This is a genomic window from Burkholderia sp. F1, assembly GCF_050813845.1.
Taxonomy (GTDB): domain Bacteria; phylum Pseudomonadota; class Gammaproteobacteria; order Burkholderiales; family Burkholderiaceae; genus Burkholderia; species Burkholderia ubonensis.
Genome location: NZ_CP172421.1, coordinates 2706356 through 2724550, shown reverse-complemented (window position 1 = coordinate 2724550; position 18195 = coordinate 2706356). Strand labels below are relative to the sequence as shown.

The 18195-nt window shown below is 65.4% G+C and carries 15 protein-coding genes; 5 read left to right on the top strand and 10 right to left on the bottom strand.

The window, feature by feature from the left end:
- The first annotated feature begins 8 nt into the window (after positions 1-8).
- The 4 genes from ACFIMZ_RS12870 (at position 9) to ACFIMZ_RS12855 (ending at position 6454) form a co-directional block, all read left to right on the top strand.
- Positions 9-2744: a PEP/pyruvate-binding domain-containing protein gene (locus ACFIMZ_RS12870; RefSeq protein WP_431819853.1), complete on the top strand. Its 2736-nt coding sequence runs from the start codon at positions 9-11 to the stop codon at positions 2742-2744.
- Positions 2745-2761: 17 nt separating this feature from the next.
- On the top strand, positions 2762-3673 hold the full coding sequence (locus ACFIMZ_RS12865) for a hypothetical protein (protein WP_431819852.1): 912 nt from the start codon (positions 2762-2764) through the stop codon (positions 3671-3673).
- A gap of 464 nt (positions 3674-4137) precedes the next feature.
- Complete coding sequence (locus ACFIMZ_RS12860) at positions 4138-5016, top strand: MBL fold metallo-hydrolase (RefSeq protein ID WP_431819851.1); 879 nt, start codon at positions 4138-4140, stop codon at positions 5014-5016.
- A 466-nt stretch (positions 5017-5482) separates the two neighbouring features.
- On the top strand, positions 5483-6454 hold the full coding sequence (locus ACFIMZ_RS12855; protein WP_431819850.1) for a LysR family transcriptional regulator: 972 nt from the start codon (positions 5483-5485) through the stop codon (positions 6452-6454).
- A 78-nt stretch (positions 6455-6532) separates the two neighbouring features.
- On the opposite strand, the gene ACFIMZ_RS12850 is transcribed toward ACFIMZ_RS12855, so the two are convergent.
- Positions 6533-7714 (bottom strand): MFS transporter, encoded by a 1182-nt coding sequence (locus tag ACFIMZ_RS12850; RefSeq protein WP_431819849.1) that lies wholly within the window; start codon positions 7712-7714, stop codon positions 6533-6535.
- A 575-nt stretch (positions 7715-8289) separates the two neighbouring features.
- On the opposite strand from ACFIMZ_RS12850, the gene ACFIMZ_RS12845 reads away from it, so the two are divergent.
- Positions 8290-9423, top strand: coding sequence for a helix-turn-helix transcriptional regulator (locus ACFIMZ_RS12845; RefSeq protein ID WP_431819848.1), 1134 nt, complete (start codon positions 8290-8292; stop codon positions 9421-9423).
- A 69-nt stretch (positions 9424-9492) separates the two neighbouring features.
- Here the strand turns inward: ACFIMZ_RS12845 and ACFIMZ_RS12840 are convergent, their stop codons facing one another.
- The 9 genes from ACFIMZ_RS12840 to ACFIMZ_RS12800 form a co-directional block, all read right to left on the bottom strand.
- Positions 9493-9861, bottom strand: a complete 369-nt coding sequence (locus ACFIMZ_RS12840) for an antibiotic biosynthesis monooxygenase (protein ID WP_431819847.1) — start codon at positions 9859-9861, stop codon at positions 9493-9495.
- Between the two features lie 70 nt (positions 9862-9931).
- Positions 9932-10507, bottom strand: coding sequence for a flavin reductase family protein (locus ACFIMZ_RS12835; protein ID WP_431819846.1), 576 nt, complete (start codon positions 10505-10507; stop codon positions 9932-9934).
- Positions 10508-10556: 49 nt separating this feature from the next.
- Positions 10557-11720: an LLM class flavin-dependent oxidoreductase gene (locus ACFIMZ_RS12830; RefSeq protein WP_431819845.1), complete on the bottom strand. Its 1164-nt coding sequence runs from the start codon at positions 11718-11720 to the stop codon at positions 10557-10559.
- An 83-nt stretch (positions 11721-11803) separates the two neighbouring features.
- Positions 11804-12658 carry a DUF6282 family protein gene (locus tag ACFIMZ_RS12825; protein WP_431819844.1) on the bottom strand — a complete coding sequence of 285 codons (855 nt, stop codon included), beginning with the start codon at positions 12656-12658 and terminating at the stop codon, positions 11804-11806.
- A gap of 12 nt (positions 12659-12670) precedes the next feature.
- Entirely contained in the window at positions 12671-13456 is a 786-nt protein-coding gene (locus ACFIMZ_RS12820) for a hypothetical protein (protein ID WP_431819843.1), read from the bottom strand.
- Between the two features lie 59 nt (positions 13457-13515).
- Complete coding sequence (locus tag ACFIMZ_RS12815) at positions 13516-14502, bottom strand: NAD(P)H-dependent flavin oxidoreductase (protein WP_431819842.1); 987 nt, start codon at positions 14500-14502, stop codon at positions 13516-13518.
- Between the two features lie 67 nt (positions 14503-14569).
- Positions 14570-15268, bottom strand: coding sequence for an RraA family protein (locus ACFIMZ_RS12810; RefSeq protein WP_431819841.1), 699 nt, complete (start codon positions 15266-15268; stop codon positions 14570-14572).
- 28 nt (positions 15269-15296) lie between these two features.
- On the bottom strand, positions 15297-16460 hold the full coding sequence (locus tag ACFIMZ_RS12805) for an isocitrate/isopropylmalate dehydrogenase family protein (protein WP_431819840.1): 1164 nt from the start codon (positions 16458-16460) through the stop codon (positions 15297-15299).
- Positions 16461-17486, bottom strand: coding sequence for a nucleoid-structuring protein H-NS (locus ACFIMZ_RS12800; protein ID WP_431819839.1), 1026 nt, complete (start codon positions 17484-17486; stop codon positions 16461-16463).
- Positions 17487-18195: the final 709 nt, after the last annotated feature.

Here is an 18195-nt window from a genome sequence, read left to right as displayed (position 1 = left end):
AAGCCATCATGACCATTCTCTTGCCCGAGACGCAATGTCTCGATCCCAGGGAGGTCGGATTCAAGTTTTCGCGTCAGGCGGAACTGCGGGCGGCGGGATTTCCGGTGCCGCGATTCCATTGCGTGCCGGTGTCGGTGTTCGATTCGGCGGTCGGTGCGGTGTTGAGCGGGTTGCCCAGGCCGTCCCTGGCTGACGGCGACCTGGCAACGCTGAAAAGATGGTCGCTCGACATCAGGGCGCGCCTGGAGGAAGTGACCTTCCCGGCCGAACTGGCCGGCGAACTGGTGACCGTGTTCGAGCGCATTGCCACGGACGACAAGCTGGTTGCGGTTCGGGCCTGTGTCGTCGCGGATGACGGCGGGCCGGGCGAGGATTCGGCCGACGATCCGTTCGCCGGACTGTCCGACAGTTTTCTGTACGTGCCGCTCGGCGGCCTGGTGACGTCGGTCATGAAATGCTGGGCCTCGGCATTCAACGTCGAGATGATGCTGTACCGGCACAAGCGCGGACTGGATCCGGCCGGTGCGCGCGTCGCGGTGGGCATCCAGACCATGATCCTCGGCGCGCGCTCCTTCGTGGCCTTTACCCGGGACCCGCGAGACGCGTCGGAGCGGTGCGTGATCGCCGCGGCATACGGCATTGGCGAGGGCGTGGTCCAGGAAAAGGCGGACATTGATCATTTCTTTGTCGAGCGCCATTCCGGGGCGGTCGCGTCGCAGCTCGTCCCGAAGCAGCGGCTGGTGGGACTCGATCGACGATCCGGCGCGATCGCCGCCCTCGACGTTCCGCCGGACCTGGTTGACCAGCCGGTGTTGAGCGACGAAGTCGCGCGGTCGGTGGCCGGGCTGGCGGCCCGCGTCGAGCGGCATTTCGGCGTGCCTCAGGATATCGAAGGCACGATCTCGGCGGACGGCGCGATGCACCTGCTGCAGGCCCGGCCGATCGCGCTGGCAACGCGGGAGCGGATCGACTACCCGCGGCCGGGCCCCTCGGGTCCGGTCGACATGATATGGAGCAACAGCAATATCACGGAGAGCTTCCCCGGCGTCACGTCGGCATTGACCTTTTCGCTGGCAGCGAACTACTACGACGTGTTCCTGACCGACGGCTACCGGCGCTGGGGTGTCCCGCGCCGGATACTCCAGCAGAATGCGCACCACCTGAGCAACATGATCGGGCAGTTCGACGGCCGGATCTATTGCTGCATGAGCGTCTGGTACCACCTTCACGGCCATGTGCCGATCTTCTGGATGATGCGCAAGACGTGGGAACGCTCCTTCTTCGGCGTGGAGCCCGATTCCGTCGCGACCGCACCTGCCACGCGGCGCGCGTCCTTCCTGTCGCGAACGGCCGGTGCGTGTCGCGACTACCTCGGCATTGCGTCGCGCCTGATCGCGCACCCGCTGCTGATTGCCCGCTTCCTGAAGCAATGGCGCGCGTTCGTGAACGCTCACCGCGATCTGGATGGGCTCGATGCGTCGGCATTGATTGCCGTCTATCGCCAGATGTGGGCGATCGTCGCGGCTCAATGGGGCGTGACGCTGGTGAACGGCTTCTTCCTGGTGTCGCTGACCGGCTGGGTTCGCGCGCTGATTCAGCGATGGACGCCGTCCGCAAGCCCGGGACTGTTGAATGGACTGCTGTGCGGCGGCACGGAGAATCGCTCCGTCGCGGCGCTGAGATCGACCCTTGCCCTGTCCGAACAGGTGCGAGCGCATCCCGAGTTGCTGCGTGCGTTTCTCGGGTCCGCGTCGGAACCGGCGATCTGGCGCGATCTCAAGGCGGGCCGTTACGGCCATGTGCTGGCGGATGCGGCAGACCGGCATCTGCGCGAGTTCGGCGACCGTAACCTCAGCGACCTGAAACTCGAGGCACTGACGCCACGGCAACAGCCGTGGAGGTTGATCGGACAACTGCGTCCGTTTGTCCAGCAGCAATTGACCGTGGAGAGCAGCCGCCGGATCGAGGCGCAGGCGCGGAGCGATGCCGAATCCGAGCTTCGCGATCATTGCCGGTCGTGGGGCAAGCGCGTCGTGCTGCGCAGTCTGGTGAAGGCGATGCGCTGGTTCATGCGCATGCGCGAGGACACGCGCTTTTGTCGCAGCGAACTGTTCGGGGTGTCTCGCGAAGTCTTCATCCGGCTCGGGATGGCCCTGGCCGACGCCGGGTTGCTCGATCGGCCCGAAGACGTTTTCGACCTGTCCGTCGACGAGGTGCTCGGCGCGTTCAGCGCCAGCGGCACCGTTCCCGACAGCGCACTGCGTGTCCTCGCCGAGGAGCGCGCCGCGATTCGACGGAGCCAGGCGCAATTGCCGGACCCGCCGAAGACGATCCGGCGCTCGGGCGCCGGACTGCGCACGTCGACGATGCGGCGCGGTCGCGAGGACGCGCATGGCAGCGCGGCGGCCGCGTCATCCACGGATGTCCGTCTGCAGGGAATCCCTTCGAGCAGCGGCGTGGTGCGCGGCAGGGCGAGGGTCGTGCTCGATCCGGCGACCATCGAACCGAGCTCCGTGCAAGACCAGATCCTTGTCGCGAAGGAAACGGATCCGGGCTGGCTCTTCCTGATGCTGGCGGCCAAGGGGCTGATCGCGGAGCGGGGGACCTTGCTCTCGCATACGGCCATTACCGGGCGCGTCCTCGGCATACCGACGGTGGTGTCCGTGACCGATGCCACGCGACGCATCGCCGACGGATCGTGGATCGAACTCGACGGCGCGACCGGCACGGTGCGTCTGTTGTAGCAAGAGGAGGTGACATCGTGATTGCGCGTTTGAGGTTGTTCGTCGGCGAATCGTTTCCGTTGCGATTCTTCATTCCCTATTCGCTCATTTACGCGTTCGGATTAACAGGGCTGCTCGCCGCGACCGACGGGAGGATCACGGACTGGACGCCGGATCTCAGGCTGTTGATCAGCGCCGCGACGCTGGCGGTCGATCAGCTGGTCATCCGGGCGCTGGACGACATCCGCGACCTCGACTATGACCGCCGCTACAATCCGGCGCGCCCGCTCGCCCGAGGCGCGGTCAATCGTTCTGACCTGATCGTCCTCATCCTGTGCGGTGCGGCCTTCGTTCTGCTGATCAATGCCGGTCGCGGCATCGCGGATCTGATTCTGGTGATCCAGCTGATCTATCTGATCCTGCTTGCGGCGATCGAGAAGCGCTTCGACTGGCCCGGCGACGGGCAGCTGTTGACGAACCTCGCGATCAGCTATCCGATTCAGCTCGCGTTGAGCGTCTACCTGTACGCGGACTTGCTGGGCATCTACACGCTCGCGCCGACGTGGCCCGGTGCGCTCGTGATCCTGGCGGCGGCCATCGGCTTGCTGCACCTGGAGCTGGCCCGAAAGGTCACGCGCAGGCCCAGGGACGGGGAACGGACCTACGTGCGCATCTTCGGGGTGCGCAATACCATCCGGATCGCGTCGGCCTGTGCGGTGCTCACGAGCCTGATCGTCGTTGCGCTGCTTCAGCCGTGGGCAAGTCCGTCGCGCAGCGCATGGGGCTGGGCAGCGCTGCTTCCGCTGATACCGGTCGTGATCGGTCGATTGAAATTCAGCGATCCGGCCTTGCCCCGGTGGCCCCTGCGCTATGCGGCGTGGTACATCCTGGTGATGTATGCGTCGTTCCTGTTCGTGGGCTTGGCGGCGCTGAGCAAGCGGATCGCGTGATCGATCGCCGGCGCGCGGCACGACGTCGACGGATGACGTCGATGGCGCCGATTCGCGACATTTCTGTCGTCTAAGAAAATACCGCCGGGCCGTTTATGCCCTTTGATCGTTGAGATACCATCCAACGGCAATCGGGAGCCTTCGAAGCAGGGGAGTCACCGCTGTCCTGCCAGCGTGATTCGCCGCACCGATCGATCAACCGCGGCCCGGCGTCGACGCGCATCGATCGCGCCAATCCGAAATTTCGCGCTATCCATTCAATGTGTACGGCGCCGATCCGTTCATGCGCCGACGACCTCGACTCGATCGGTCGGGCATCACGTTCGAGCGGCCAGCGCCTGGCGGTCGCCGAAGCATTTTCTCGATACGCAGTCGAAGCGAAGCGTGCGCCCTTGGGTTACCGCACGAAGAGAAATGATTTGCCCCGGCATATCGACAAGCGCAACAGCGTAAAGGAAGCTCAAATGACGTCCCCCCGCAACTATCAAACGCCTGGCCTGAATCGTCGAAAAATCGGCGACCTCCATGTCACGATGATCAGCGACGGTTATCTCGATGCCACGACCGATCTTCTGAACGGAATCGATCGCGCCTCGGCCGACGAGATCTTGCGCAAGCGAGGCGTATCCGACGTGTCCCGCATGAACATCAACGTGTATGTCGTGCAGGACGCGAAGCGCACGATCCTGATCGACGGCGGCGGCGGCGGGTATAACGGCTGGGGCGGGAGGTTGCCGGTTGCGCTGGCCGCCGCCGGCATCGACCCGCTCGATATCGATACGATTCTGCTGACGCATGCTCATCCCGATCACGTGGGCGGCCTCGCCGGCCCGCTGGCCACGCCGCTGTTCCGGAACGTCGAACGGCTGCTGATACATCGCGCCGAGTTCGATTTCTGGAACGATGATGCCAATCGGCCGCGGGCGCCCGAGGAAATTCGACCGTTCTTTGATATTGCGCAAAACGTCTTTCAGGCATATCGGCAGCAATTGGTGGCCTTTGACTCGGAAGACGTACTGGGCGGCATTCAGGCCGTTCCGTTGCCGGGACATACGCCGGGACACACCGGATACCTGATTTCGGACAGCGGGCAGGCGCTCCTGGTGTGGGGAGATGTGGTTCATTTTCCTCATGTACAGATCGAGCGTCCGGAAGTGACGATCGCGTTCGATCATGCGCCCGACGAAGCGGCCGTGGCGCGACGTCGTTTGCTCGATCGTGTGAGCTCGGAAGACCTGCTCGTCAGCGGCATGCACTTCAACCTGCCTGCGTGTGCCCGCATCGAGCGGCGCGGGGACGCTTACGGGTTGATGTACGAGACCTGGTCGCCGGCCTTGGTCTGATCGGGCGAGACGTCCGGCCGTGATCGACACGGCCCTGGACCGCCATTCCGGGCCCACGCCCTCACCGTATCGGTCGTTGCCGACGCAACGGTCGCGGCGTCCGATACGGTGCGCTTCCCGGTCTTGAAGTGCCGCATCATCCGGGACTTCCCGTTCGCAACGCCGGATCGGTCCGGCACACGCGACAATCAGGCACGAGCCGATGGCCGTCCGGCGGTCAGCACGGACGTGCGCGCTCGCCGCTTCGGCCCGTTCCGCCGCCGCAATGCCATCGCACATGGATGTGCGTTGCGATCACTGCGATCACACAAGTTCCCCCGGACACGCACCGCGTCAACGACGAGCGCGGACCAGCATGAACGCGCGCTGTCGCTTGCCGAGGACATTACCCAATGACAATGCCGGCAACTATCTTAAAATATCGAACGAGAGCCCACATTGAACATGCGCAAATTAGGGAGTCGTATTGGACAAGCTAAACGGCGTTACTGTTTTTGTACAGGCAGCAGAGACACGCAGTTTCGTTGCAACCGGCCGTTCTCTCGGAATATCGGCGTCGGCAGTCGGAAAAAGCATTTCGCGTCTGGAGGAAAGGCTTGGCGTGCGGCTTTTCTATCGGAATACCCGCAGCATTCACCTGACGCCGGAGGGCTCGCTGTTTCTCGGGCACTGCCGGCGCATCCTGGGCGAAATCGAAAACGCCGAGCGGGAATTGTCCAAGGCCAGAACGGCGCCGCGCGGCAAATTGCGCGTCAGTCTTCCGCTTGTCGAGAGCTTGCTGCTGTCGACGCTGTCGTCGTTCATGGCGCGCTACCCGGAAATCGAGCTGGAGCTGGATTTCAGCGACAGGCTGGTCGACATCATCGACGAAGGGTTCGACGCCGTGATCCGCACCGGCGAGTTGCGCGATTCGATGCTCATGTCGCGCAAGCTGTGCGTGTTCCGGATGCTGCTGGTGGCGTCGCCGCGCTATCTCGACCAGCACGGTGTCCCGCAGCTTCCTGACGACCTGATGCGCCACGCGTGCCTGCACTACAAGTTCGCGACGTCCGGCAAGCTCGAGCAATGGCCGATCGAACGCAGCTCGAGTGCGTACGACTTCCGGCTGCCCGTGACGATGGCCTGCAACAACGTGACGACGCTCGTCTATCTGGCGAGGCAGGGCCATGGCATCGCGTGCCTGCCGGATTTCGCCGTGCGCGACGCGTTGCTTGACGGCGCGCTGAGGACCGTGCTGGACAACCATGCGGGCGATCCGAACGTCTTCTGGATCCTGTGGCCGTCGAGCCGGCACGAGTCGCCGAAGCTGCGCGCGTTCATCGATCATTTGACGGAGCACCTGTTTGCGCCGGCAAGCGACATGCGTGCGGTGCCGGGTATCGTGGAGACCCTGTCCGCGGACCGGCCCGCGCTGGCGCAGTTCGCGCCGTCGCGGTAGGCGCGCTCGCGCGACGAACGAACGAGCGGCGGATCGCCGGCCGGATGCACGATGGCAACCTTCGAACGCATGTCGACATCAGCTCGCGGCGGACAGGGCGCTCTCACGGGGCGCGGCGCCGTAGTAGAGGACCTTGATGCCGATGAAAGCCAGCGCGACGGCGGCGAACAGCAGGCCGCTCCAGATGGTTCCCTGGAGCCCGAATCTGGAAAGGAACCAGCCGCCGGCGGTCGAGCCGAACACGACGCCGAGGTTGATGAACGAGATGTACACGCCGGTCGCGAACTCCGGCGCTTCCGGGGCTTCCGACGTCAGCCAGATCTGCGTGACGATCAGGCCGCTCGTATGGATCGCGCCCCAGAGCAGTGCGATCACGATCATCGGCGCCAGCGATGACGTACAGAAGAAGTGAAGGATCAGGTACGCGGCGCTCAATGCCAGCGGGTGCAGCACCGTCGTTCGCACCTTGTCCTTCGCGAGCAGCCTGCCGGCGAGCAGATTGCCGGTCACGCCGCCGATCCCGAATATCACCAGCACGACGCTGATGAGCTCGCCGCTCATGTGGGCTTCGACACGCAGGTATTCGGCGGAGTAGCTGTACACCGAGAACATCGCGCCGAATATCGCGGTCGACGCGGCGATGTTGAGCCACAGCGGGACCTTGCGCAGGATCGCGAGCTGCTTGCCGTATGAAATGCGTTCGGTCGCGGCGGCATCGGGCAGTCTCGCGAGGATGCCGAGCGCGGCGATGAAGTTGACCGCGGTGCTGAACAGGAATGATGCCTCGTAGGAAACGCGCGCCGCGATCCACGTCGTGATCGGAATGCCGAGCACCATGCCCATGCTCGTTCCGACGAATGCCTTCGCGGAGGCGTGGGTTGCCATGTTCTTCGGATAGAGCGACGCGGCCGCGACGAAGGCCAGCGAGAAATAGACGGGGTGGAACAGCGCCGGGATGATCCGCGAGATCGTCAGCACCGTGTAGTTGGGTGCATACGCGGACAGCACGCTGCTCGCAGAAAATATCAGCAGCGAAAGCATCAGGACTTTCTTGCGATTGAAGCGCGACATCAGCAGGACCATGAACGGGCCGCCCGCCGCGACGACGAGCGCGAACAGGCCCACCAGGAAACCGGCTTGCGACGCAGTGATGCCGTAGCGCTGCGTAATGACGGGGAGAATGCCGACCACGCCGAATTCGATGGAATAGACGCCGAACAAGCCAAGCGCAATGAAGAATATGGGATGCAGTTTTTTCACACAATCTCCTTCATTCGTTGCCCGCAGGCTTCGAACAATTCAAGGACTCGATTCGATGCGTGGATGGTATGTCGGGGCGGAAGAAAGAAAAATAGTCTCTAGTTCCGAGGTTTGACGACCTGGGTGTCCGCAATCGCGCGGGAAGCCGCCTCCGGCGGGGCGGTCGGGGGCGGTGGCGGAGCACGTGGATTGCCGCCGGCGCATCACCGGATTCGTGTCCGGCAATGGCGGGTTCCGCGTTATCGACGGCGCGCGAATTGATATATTCGAATCGGGATATGAATCGGTGGATTGTGGATATTTACTCTGTTAACAATGGACTGAAATGGACGCAATTTTGTTGATTTGTATGTATTATGATCGCGGCAGCGCAGCATGATTGTGGGGATGGCTTTCGGCAGTTTCTTTTGTGTTCCTAATTTAATGTGTGCCGGTTTGATGTGCACGTTACAGGAATGCCGCGACCGAGGCGATGAGTGATTTTCCGAATGTTGTCCTGATGCGCGCCGTTTCATGAGAGTGCCTGACTATCCAAACGAATATCAAAGGCGTTGAACGCCTTAGGGGCATTGATAATGAAGGTTGAGATTCTCGATGATCTTCTGTCGAAGATATACGATACGGCTCACGATGCCTCCCTCTGGCACATCGCGCTCGCCGCGTTGTGCCGGAAGCTGCAGGCCGAGTCCGGTTCCTTGCTCTACGTCCCGCTGCCGGGAAGCGGCTGCCAGCCGATCGAGATCATCTATGGGGCGCCCGACGACACGTTCAGGACATTGACGGAAAAGGTGAGCCGCGGACAGGGTTGCCAGCCGCTCCAGTATGTCGATCCGCAAGGCGACGTCGTCAGGATCGACGTGAAGGAGGGGGCCGACGGGCAAGGCTTGCCGTGGCTCGTCGGCTCGACGGGCGGACCGGATATCGGACAACTGCTGCTTGCGGTGTTTTTCCGGAACGATGCCTTCGTCGGCGCGATCGGTTTCAAGTCGCGCGTGCGCGGCGAACCGTTCTCGCAGGGCGATATGCAGCTGCTTTCGCTGTTGCTGCCGCATATCCGCCGCGCTCACGAATTGAAGGCGAGGTTCGAGGATATCGCCGGCGTGAACGAGACCGCGCTGCTTGCGCTTGGCCGGCTGTCCTACGGCGCGGTGCTGCTGGCATCCACCGGCGAAGTGATCCGCACGAACCACGAAGCGGACCGGATCTGCATGGCGTCCGACGGCGTCACGATCGCGCAGCGCCGCTTGCGCTGCGTCGATGCCGACAGCGATCGCAGCCTCGCCGATACGCTGCGTCGCACCGTATTCCGGTCTTGCGGCGACAGCGCGAAAACGGTGCTGATCCCCCGCCCGTCCGGCAAGCGCCCGTATATCGCGTGGAGCGTGCCGGTCGAGCATGCGCGGCCGGACGCGTCCCGAAGCCCGCCGTACACGATGATCATCATCAACGACCTGGAGCGGCCGAAGAACAACCTGCACGCGCTGCAGGAGATTTACGAACTGACGCCCTGCGAAGTCGACATCGCGATTGCGCTGGGCACGGGGGCGGAGGTGTCGCGCGTCGCGGAAAGCCGGCACGTGTCGGTCAATACGGTTCGGACCCAGCGCGCGCAGATCTATGCGAAGCTCGGGATCAGCAGCCAGAGCGAACTGATCCGGACGCTGGCGGCGCTGCCGCAACACGACATGCGGCTCTGCCACGCATCGTAGGCCCGACATGAAAACGGGCGGTCCGCTTGCGGCGGACCGCCCGGAACGGACGGCGCAAACGCGGCGCGCTCAGGCGCTGACAGCGGCAGCGGCCGACTCCGGCGTAATCAGATCGGTCACCTGATAAAGGTGATATTCCCAGGTTCCGGTTTCCTTCAGCCCGTTATAGCGCGACAGGAACTCCGGGTCCGTGAAGAGCGTGTCGAATGCGGCCTTGCTCGTCCACTTCGCCTGATTGATGACGGTCTTGCCGTCGACGCTCTTGTACAGGCGGCTCCACTGGAAGTCCGGATAGGTCCGTGCAACGTAATTCACGGTCACGCGCAGCACGTCGAGCGCGGCATCCTGCTTGCCGTCGAAGACGTGCACGACGTTGACGAGCACGACTTCGTCGGGATGGTTGGAATCGGGCGTCGTCGAAAGCGTGTCATTGGCCATAGCTAACCTCGAGTCGAGTTGATAAAGATGAGAGCGGCGGCCGTCGTCGCACCGATGGCCGCCGGTTGCGTCACGCCGGCGTCGCGAGCCCGGCTTCTTGGATGCCGTGTGCCGGCGCGCGCAGCTCCGGCAGCGCACAGGCGCCGGCGGGCATGCCGTCCTGCCACAACAGCGGGGAAACGGCGTCCGCCGCGCTTGCCGCGCGAACCCGGCCGACGACGACCTCATGGCTGCCGTACGCGAACTGGCCGTCGACGTCGCAGAACAGGTTCGCTTGCGCGCCGGCGAGGAACGGCAGCGCGTGGCGCTCGTCCCACATGCCGTATGCGAAGCGCTCGCGGCTCGGCACCTTGCCGGAGAACACCGGAATCAGGTGACTCTGATCGGAGCGCAGCAGGTTCACCGAGAAGCGCCGCCGGCGCAGCAGCGGCTCGCAGATGCTCGCCGAGCGGTTGATGCAGACGAGGATGGCCGGCGGATCCGACGAAACGGAGCTGACGGCGGTCGCCACCATCCCGAAGCGCTCGGATCCTTCGTGCGTTGCGATGATGGAAATCGTCGAAGTCAGACGCCGCATCGCTTTCTTGAAGCTCGCGACGACGGCGTCGTCGGGCTGGGAGTGATCGAGCATGGCTTGACCCTTCATGAGAGTGTCGCAGTGGGTTATGCGTTGCGGCCGGAGCGAACGACTGCCGTCACGCGATCCGCACGCGCGCTTGCGGATACGTGCCGCGCAGGCCGGCGTCCTCCATCAGCGGCAGCACGCCGTCGACGAAGTCCTGGATGCCCGAGTGATAGTCGAGCCACGTGAGGCAGATGCCGTCGATGCCCCAGTCCGAATACTTCTGGAACTGCGAGACGATCATTTCCGGCGTCCCGACGAGCGGCACGCCGGCGAACCCGGCCTTGATGTGATAGCGGAAGCGCTCGGCGTCCTCGGTCGACTTGAACATGCCGCTTTCGATGCCGATTTCCTTCGTGACGTTCGTGCAGGCCGGCTCGTCGCCCATCTGGTTCACGTAGTAATCGAGATCGCGTTCGGCTTCCGCGAGCGTGTCGCGCTGGATCACGTACGCATAGCACCAGATCTGGAGGTCGCGGCCGAATTCCTTGCGGGCGAGATCGCGGTACGACTGGATCTGCGCGCGCGCGACGTCCTCGCCGTCCTGGTACTTGACGATCAGGTACGCGGCGTCGCAATGCTGCGCGCAGAACCGCTTGCCGCGCGGCGAGCCGCCGGCGTTCATCAGGAACGGCCGGTTGAGCGGCTTCGGCTCCGAGAAGCCGCGCTCGATGTTGAAGTACTTGCCCTTCAGGTCGAACTCGCCCTGATGGGTCCACGCGCGGCGGGCGACCTCGATCCACTCGTCCGCGTGGTCATAGCGCTCGTCGTGCTCGCGCATCGTGCCGTCGAACATCTTCATCTCCGCACTGTTCCAGCCGCAGATGATGTTCAGCCCGAAACGGCCGCCGCTGATGTGATCGATCGTGGTGGCCTGCTTGGCCGCGAACAGCGGGTGCACGGTCGACACGTGCGACGTCGTGAGGATGCCGATCTGGTCGGTGACCGACGCGAGCCCCGCGGCCCACGTATAGGTTTCGTACGACACGCCCATCGGGTTGCTGTCGCCGCCGAAGCCGCGCCACCGGCCGACCGGCAGCAGCGCCTCGAAGCCGGCGCGGTCGGCGGCCTTCGCGACCTTCAGGTTGCCGAGCCAGTCGTCCGCCTTCAGGCGCTCGGGCGCGCGGGTGAACGTGCAGCCGCCTTCGATGTTCAACGCGAATACGCCCAGCTTCATTTGGTTGGTGCTCGTCAGCATCGGGTTGGGCTTGCGGGACGCGTAAGTCTGATTGGCCATGAAGTTCTCCTTGAAAAGGGCAACGCATGTGAGAGGAATACGCTGATACGACGGAACGGATGGGGCAACCGGGCGACGGGAGCCTAGGTCAGCAGCGCGAGCGGATTGATGCGGGTGATGGCGTCGATGCGCTCGCGGGACAGCCCGAATGTGTCGAACCACCCGGACGACGTCCGCAGCCAGTCCGGGATGTCCGGCTGGCTCGTCTGGCCGAGATCGGAGCTGTAGACGACGCGCGGGACGTCGGCCAGCACCGCGCGAAAATCCTCGGCGTCCTGGTAGCCGAGCAGGTAGGTGAGCGCGGTCTGCTCGACGTACACCATCGGCGCGCTCGCGAGGTCGCGCAATTCGGCCGCGCGAAGCCCCGTGAGCGGATTCGCGGGCTGGTTGAGCATCAGCCGCGGCACGTCGTGGTGAAGCGCCGCGTCGACGAGGCGATACACCTCGTCGCGGTTCGCGTGGCCGGTCGAGATGACGAGCGGATAGTCGCGCGCCATGCGCAGGATGTCGACGACGCTGTCCTTCAGCCGGCCGTCGGCGTCGGACACGGTGCAGGGCGCGATGGCGCGCCGGTCCAGAATCGGGTGGCTGCGTTCCCGCGCGAGCCGGCTCGCATGCTTGCGGCCCGTCACGGTCGGCAAGTGGACGACCAGGCGGACGGGCCCCTCGCCGTGCTGGCAGAGCGAGCGCTCGACCGCGCGCCGGTCGATGCCGCCGGCGATCTCGTTCAGCACGATCGACGCCGACACGGGAAGGCCCGCCTGCTGTGCTTCCCAGGCCTGCGCGGCCGTGCATCCGAGATGATTCTTCAGGACGACCCAGCCGCCGGCTTCGCGGTAGCGCGCGCCCGCGTCGAGCGCGGAACGGCGGCGCACGTATGCGTCGGGCCCTGCGTGGTAATGCACGTCGATGAACGTGGCCTTGGTGATCTCGGTCATGTTCGGTTCCGGTCAGGTCAGTTGCGGCAGCGGCACGGCGATGTCCAGGTGCTCGCGCACGGCCGCGCAGACGCGGACGAGATCGTCCGTCAGCGGACGCATGCCGCCGTTCGGGATGCCGAGCGCGGCCTGCGCGGGCGTGTCGCGCAGATGGATGTTGCCGCGCCGGACGAGTTGCGAGCGCTCGCCGTAGACGTTCAGCAGGCGGCCGGCGTAGCGGTCCACGGCCGCCCTGACGTCGATGTCGTGGAGCAGCGCGAAACCGCGGGCGAGGCGTGCGGCTTCCGTGGCGCGCGAGCCGGGCGCGGGCGGCGCGGCGGGTACGGGCGAAATGGCGGCGCCTTCCGGAGCGACGAGGTTGTCGAGCATCGTCAGCGCGTGCGCGACATCGCCGCGGCGGCCGAGCTCGGCGAGGGCGCCGAGCCGTGTGTTAAGCGTCTCGTCGGCGAGGCTCGGCGCGGAGATCAGCAGGACCTTCGGCACGTCGGCGACCCACGGTGCGCCGAGCATGGCTTGCACGACGGCGCCCCCCAGTGCGCCGCCCGCGAGCAGGTCGATGCGCCCCGATGCGGCGAGGAGGGCCGACCAGCGCGCGGCGAATGCGTCGAGGCGTTCCGGTTGTTCGGACAGCAAGGACAACGTGTCGTAGATCGTCACGCGATAGCCGGCGTCGACCAGCGGCCGCACGAGCGGCTCGAAGAAGCGGCCGTCGTCCCAGGCCGGGAGGACCGGGGACAGGACGGCCGCCCGCAGCGGGCCGTCGCCGTATCGCACATGGACAGGTTCGATGGGTTTCATCTGGCGGTTGGTCTGAGCCGGCGCGGTGGTGCGAGCGGCCGGCGTGCATGGGCGAGGGGTCAGGCGACCTCGGGCTGAAACGCTTCGCCGAGCTGCGTCAGGTGACGGGCCGCGTCGTGCGCGATGCTTCGCACGACGTCGGCCGCCGGGCTGACCTCGCGCACGAGATCCGACACCTCGCCCGCCCAGATCGCACGCGTGCCGACGTCGTCGTCGCGAATCGCCTGCACATAGGCTTCGCGCACGCCGTCGGGCGCGTTCTTGAGCTCGTGTTCGCGTCCGACCCACTGCGCGGAGAAGTCGTTCGCGAGCGCGCGGCCCGAATACTGGGCCGGCCATTCGATCCCGCGGACGAGATCGAACGCGCGCGTGCGCACGGTGTCCTTTTCGGTCGAGTCGATGAGACGCTGCCGCATTTTCGGGGTCGCGAGCGACTCGTCGGTCGCGACGAAGCGCGTGCCGAGCATCACGGCATTCGCGCCGAGCGCGAGGGCGGCGGCCGCGCCGCGCCCGTCCGCGATGCCGCCGGCGGCGATCAGCGGATACGCGTCGCCGACCGCGTCGCGCACCGCGGGAAGCAGCGGAAAGAGCGCGCGTCGCAGGCTGTGGCCGCCCGCCTCGGCGCCTTGCACGATGAGCGCGTCCGCGCCCGCGTCGACGGCGACCAGCGCCTGGTCGACATCGTGCACCTGGACGACGGCGAGCGCGCCTTGCGCCTTGATCCTGCCGACGAACAGGTTCGGATTGCCGAACGACAGCGCGACGACCTTCGGGCGATACGAGAGCGCGAGATCGAGCAGCTGCATGTTCTTCTCGACCGTGAACATCACGAGCCCGACGCCCCAGGGCGCGTCGACGTCCGACATCAGGCCGAGCTCGGCGCGCATCCAGTCCGGGTCGCCGTAGCTCGCGCCGACGAGGCCGAGGCCGCCGGCGCGGGAGACGGCGCCGGCCAGGCGGCCGCCCGACACGCCGCCCATCGGGGCGAGCACGACCGGATGGCGAATGCCGAACAGGCGGGTAATTGGCGAAGTGATGGCAGTCATGCGTTGATCCTCCAAAAGGCGAATACCGGGAGAGCGAAATTCATGCGTATCGGCATCAGGCGCCGGGTCAGCTCGCGTTCGCGCCGGTGGCCGGCAGCCACGGCTGGTCGTAGCGATGCAGGCGGCGGGCGTCGGCGAGGCTCGCGCCTTCGGTGACCGCGGCGATGATGCGCGATTCGGTCTGCTCGATCGCGAGCGCGCGCCTGATCACTTCTTCGGCGTGCTGCCGCGGAATCGCGATGCAGCCGTTGTCGTCGCACACGATCAGGTCGCCGGGATGCACGACGACGCCGCTCACGTCGACCGGCACCTGGGTGGCCTGAAGTTGCGCGCGGTTCTTCCCGGTCTGCATGAAGACCGCGCGGCTGAACAGCGGGTAGTTGAATTGCCGGACGGTGCCGATGTCGCGTGCGGCGCCGTCGATGACGGTCCCGCGGACGTTCCGGCTGAGCGCGACGTGCGTGAGGATGTCGCCCCAGACCGTGCAGTCGGTGCGGCCCGCGTTGCTCGAGACGACGACCGAATCGGCGGGCACGTCGTCGATATAGTTCGCGGCGTTCCTGAAGCCGGCGGTGTCGCTCACCGGCTCGTAACGGACCGTGTACGCGAAGCCCGCGCAGCGGGCGCCCGGCACGCGCGGCGCGAGGCCGTGAAGGCCGCCCGAGATGCGCAGGCTGTCGAGCGCATCCGACAGGCAGGCGGTGTCGAGATTCCGGCAGGCGGCCAGGAGCGCGTTGTCGTTCGCGACGGGTGGAGTGCTGGTCATCTTGGTGAGTCCCGTAGAGGAGGGCGTCCTAGGATTGGGTCGACGACAGTTCGAGCGCGCAGCGCTCGATGATCGCGTCGGCGACCTCGCGCGTCGTCGACGCTCCGCCCAGGTCGTAGGTGCGGCAATCGGAGCGCGCGACGTCGCACACCGCCGAGCGGATCGCGGCCGCCTCGTTCGCGTAGCCGTAGTGATCGAGCAGCAGCGCGATCGTTAGGAACATCGCGCTCGGATTGGCCTTGCCGAGCCCGGCATGCGCGGGCGCGCTGCCGTGCACCGGCTCGAAGTACGCGCCGGATTCGCCGATGTTCGCGCTGGGCGCGAGCCCGAGGCCGCCCATGACGCCCGCGCCGAGATCCGACAGGATGTCGCCGAACATGTTTTCCGCGACGATCACGCCGAACCGTTCCGGACGCCTGACCATCCACAGCGCGACGGCGTCGACGTTGTCGATGCCGACGGCAATCCCCGGGTAGTCGGCGGCGACCGCTTCGATGAGGTCCCGCGCGAACGCGCCGCTATGGCGCAGCACGTTGGGCTTGTCGGCGAGCGTCACCTTGTCGAAGCCGTGTCGCCGTGCGTAGTCGAACGCGAAGCGGAACAGGCGGGTGAGGCCGTCGCGGGTCTGCAGCCGCACGGCCATCGTTGCGTCCGCCGCCGCGACGTGCTTCCACGGCGCACCGGCCCGTTCGTGTCGCGCCAGCACCGGCTCGAATTCCGCGGGGATCGCCGGGAAATCCAGCCCGGCGTACAGGCCCTCGGTGTTCTCGCGAATGACCGCGAACCGGTAGCGGTCCGGGCCCAGCACGTCGACGATCGGCCGCACGTTCGCGAAGAGACTGAGTTTTTGCCGCAGCTGGATGACGGGCGACACGTACTGCAATCCCGTGCCGCGCAGCTCGGCCGCGAGTTCGCCTTCGGCCTCGCGCATCGGCTTGCTGGTGATCGCGCCGAGCAGCGTCGCGTCGCTCGCGGCGATCTTGTCCCAGGTCGCGTCGGGAATCGGGTCGCCGCCGGTGCGCCAGCATTCCCAGCCGATTTCGCCGAAGCTCAGTTCGCTCGGAATGCCGAGCGCGTCGAGCACCGGCAGCGCGGCGTGCGTGACCTCGACGCCGATGCCGTCGCCCGGCAGCACGCAGATGCGCAGCGGCGACTGCGGCCGGCCCGGTTCGATGTCGTTGCGCGCATTCATTCAGAGTGCTCCTACGCGCGTGTCGGTCGGGCGGCGGGCCGGCGCCGCGTGCTGCGGCGCGCTGTCGGCCTCGGCGGCCTTGCGCTGGTCGCGCACGCGCCGCAGCGTCCGGAACCACTCGGCTTCGGAGTTGTCGGCGATCGTCGCCGCGATCTTCTGCTTCGCGTCGAACGAAATGTTGTATGCGCCCAGCATGATGTCGACGAGCGGCGCGGGCAGGCTGCTCTCGGTGACGTGCTGCGCGGCGTACGACGACAGCTCGAGCACCTTGACGAGGTCGTAGCGGGTCGGCGCGTCGAGCCGGTCAAGGTACGCGGCGATCATGCTCAGGTGCAGGTTGCCGGCGCCCTTGCCCATGCCGCACAGCGACGCGTCGATGTACTCGGCGCCGGCGTCGGCCGCGGCGAGGGCGTTCGACAGCGCGAGCGACAGGTTGTTGTGCGCATGGAAGCCGAGCGGCACCGCGACGCGGCTCGCGAGCTTGCTGATCAGGCGCTCCGTGTCCGACGGGATCATGTTGCCGTTGGAGTCGGCATAGACGACGATATCCGCGCCCGCATCCTCGGCGCGCACCGACATTTCGGTGATGGCGGTGAGCGGCATCGTCGTCACGTGCGTGACGTTCGCGCTGACCTTCAGCCCGTGCCGCTTCACGCTCGCGATCGTGGCGAGACCGTCGTCCAGCTGATCGCGGCGCAGGCAGACGCGCACCATCGCGACGCCGCGATCCGCGAGCATGGCCAGGTCGCTGTCGTCGATGTTCCGCGGGTGCACCATCACGCAGAGATTCGTTTTTCCGTCGGCGGCGTCGACGAGCGCGTCGATATAGCTTTCGTCGACCGCGCTGGTGAGCCCGTGTTCGTTCTTGCGCACGAACGACCCTTTCCGATACCCGATCTCGACGTACGGGATGCCCGCCTGCGCGAGCCTGCGCGTCGTCTCGACGGCGAATTCGGTCGTGAAATTGAAGTTGTTCCGATAGCCGCCATCCCGCAGGGTCACATCGGTGATGATGATGTCGTTCATTTCTATGCCTCGTTTAAAAAGTTGGGAAAACGAAACGAAATGCAAACTTCCAAAATGGCGCAGGTAATCTGCTTTTATTGATCTTTTTTGTCGATTGCTGGAGGGGAATTTAAGTGATGAAACAATGGGCGTCATCATCCTTGAGGATGATTGCTGCTGGCTGCGTTCGGAAATGGCGCCTGGTCGCCGCGCGGGCCGATGCGGAATGCCTTGCTGGAGGGCTTGCGCGCACTGCCGTTGGGCAATGGCACCACGCTAGAGCCGGCATGCTCCGAAAGCGGACGCCGGTTGATCGGCGATGGTGCGAGGCGTCGCCCGCAATACGATCATTTAATGAAAATCGAATGACGACGGAGCGAATGGGGTGCAATTCATTTCGTCGCTTTTCCGCCGTCGGCAGCTAATCGACTGCATGAAAATCTAATTAGATTATTCCAATTCAATGTATTGACATGTGGCCTGGATTTGGCATTCGGGTCCGAGCCGGAGATCGGAGGCGAACACGTTTCCGCATCGCGAGGCGCGCAGTGTCGCGTGCAGCCGCAGATCGTCTTGCTGACAATTGCCTGACGATATCGAACGATATAATGTATCATCACAGGATTGCGTCGCCGACCGGCGCGACTGCCGGTTGGCGCGTGGTTTCGCGCGCGGCGAAACCACACGAAGATCGATACACAGTGACCCAAGCAATGCGACCACCGACCCG

What these genes read in the sequence shown, in the direction of transcription:
- ACFIMZ_RS12870 (WP_431819853.1), top strand. Translation starts at nt 9, where the DNA reads ATGACCATTCTCTTGCCCGAGACGCAATGTCTCGATCCCAGGGAGGTC.
- ACFIMZ_RS12860 (WP_431819851.1), top strand. Translation starts at nt 4,138, where the DNA reads ATGACGTCCCCCCGCAACTATCAAACGCCTGGCCTGAATCGTCGAAAA.
- ACFIMZ_RS12845 (WP_431819848.1), top strand. Translation starts at nt 8,290, where the DNA reads ATGAAGGTTGAGATTCTCGATGATCTTCTGTCGAAGATATACGATACG.
- ACFIMZ_RS12840 (WP_431819847.1), bottom strand. Translation starts at nt 9,861, where the DNA reads ATGGCCAATGACACGCTTTCGACGACGCCCGATTCCAACCATCCCGAC.
- ACFIMZ_RS12835 (WP_431819846.1), bottom strand. Translation starts at nt 10,507, where the DNA reads ATGAAGGGTCAAGCCATGCTCGATCACTCCCAGCCCGACGACGCCGTC.
- ACFIMZ_RS12830 (WP_431819845.1), bottom strand. Translation starts at nt 11,720, where the DNA reads ATGGCCAATCAGACTTACGCGTCCCGCAAGCCCAACCCGATGCTGACG.
- ACFIMZ_RS12825 (WP_431819844.1), bottom strand. Translation starts at nt 12,658, where the DNA reads ATGACCGAGATCACCAAGGCCACGTTCATCGACGTGCATTACCACGCA.
- ACFIMZ_RS12820 (WP_431819843.1), bottom strand. Translation starts at nt 13,456, where the DNA reads ATGAAACCCATCGAACCTGTCCATGTGCGATACGGCGACGGCCCGCTG.
- ACFIMZ_RS12815 (WP_431819842.1), bottom strand. Translation starts at nt 14,502, where the DNA reads ATGACTGCCATCACTTCGCCAATTACCCGCCTGTTCGGCATTCGCCAT.
- ACFIMZ_RS12810 (WP_431819841.1), bottom strand. Translation starts at nt 15,268, where the DNA reads ATGACCAGCACTCCACCCGTCGCGAACGACAACGCGCTCCTGGCCGCC.
- ACFIMZ_RS12805 (WP_431819840.1), bottom strand. Translation starts at nt 16,460, where the DNA reads ATGAATGCGCGCAACGACATCGAACCGGGCCGGCCGCAGTCGCCGCTG.
- ACFIMZ_RS12800 (WP_431819839.1), bottom strand. Translation starts at nt 17,486, where the DNA reads ATGAACGACATCATCATCACCGATGTGACCCTGCGGGATGGCGGCTAT.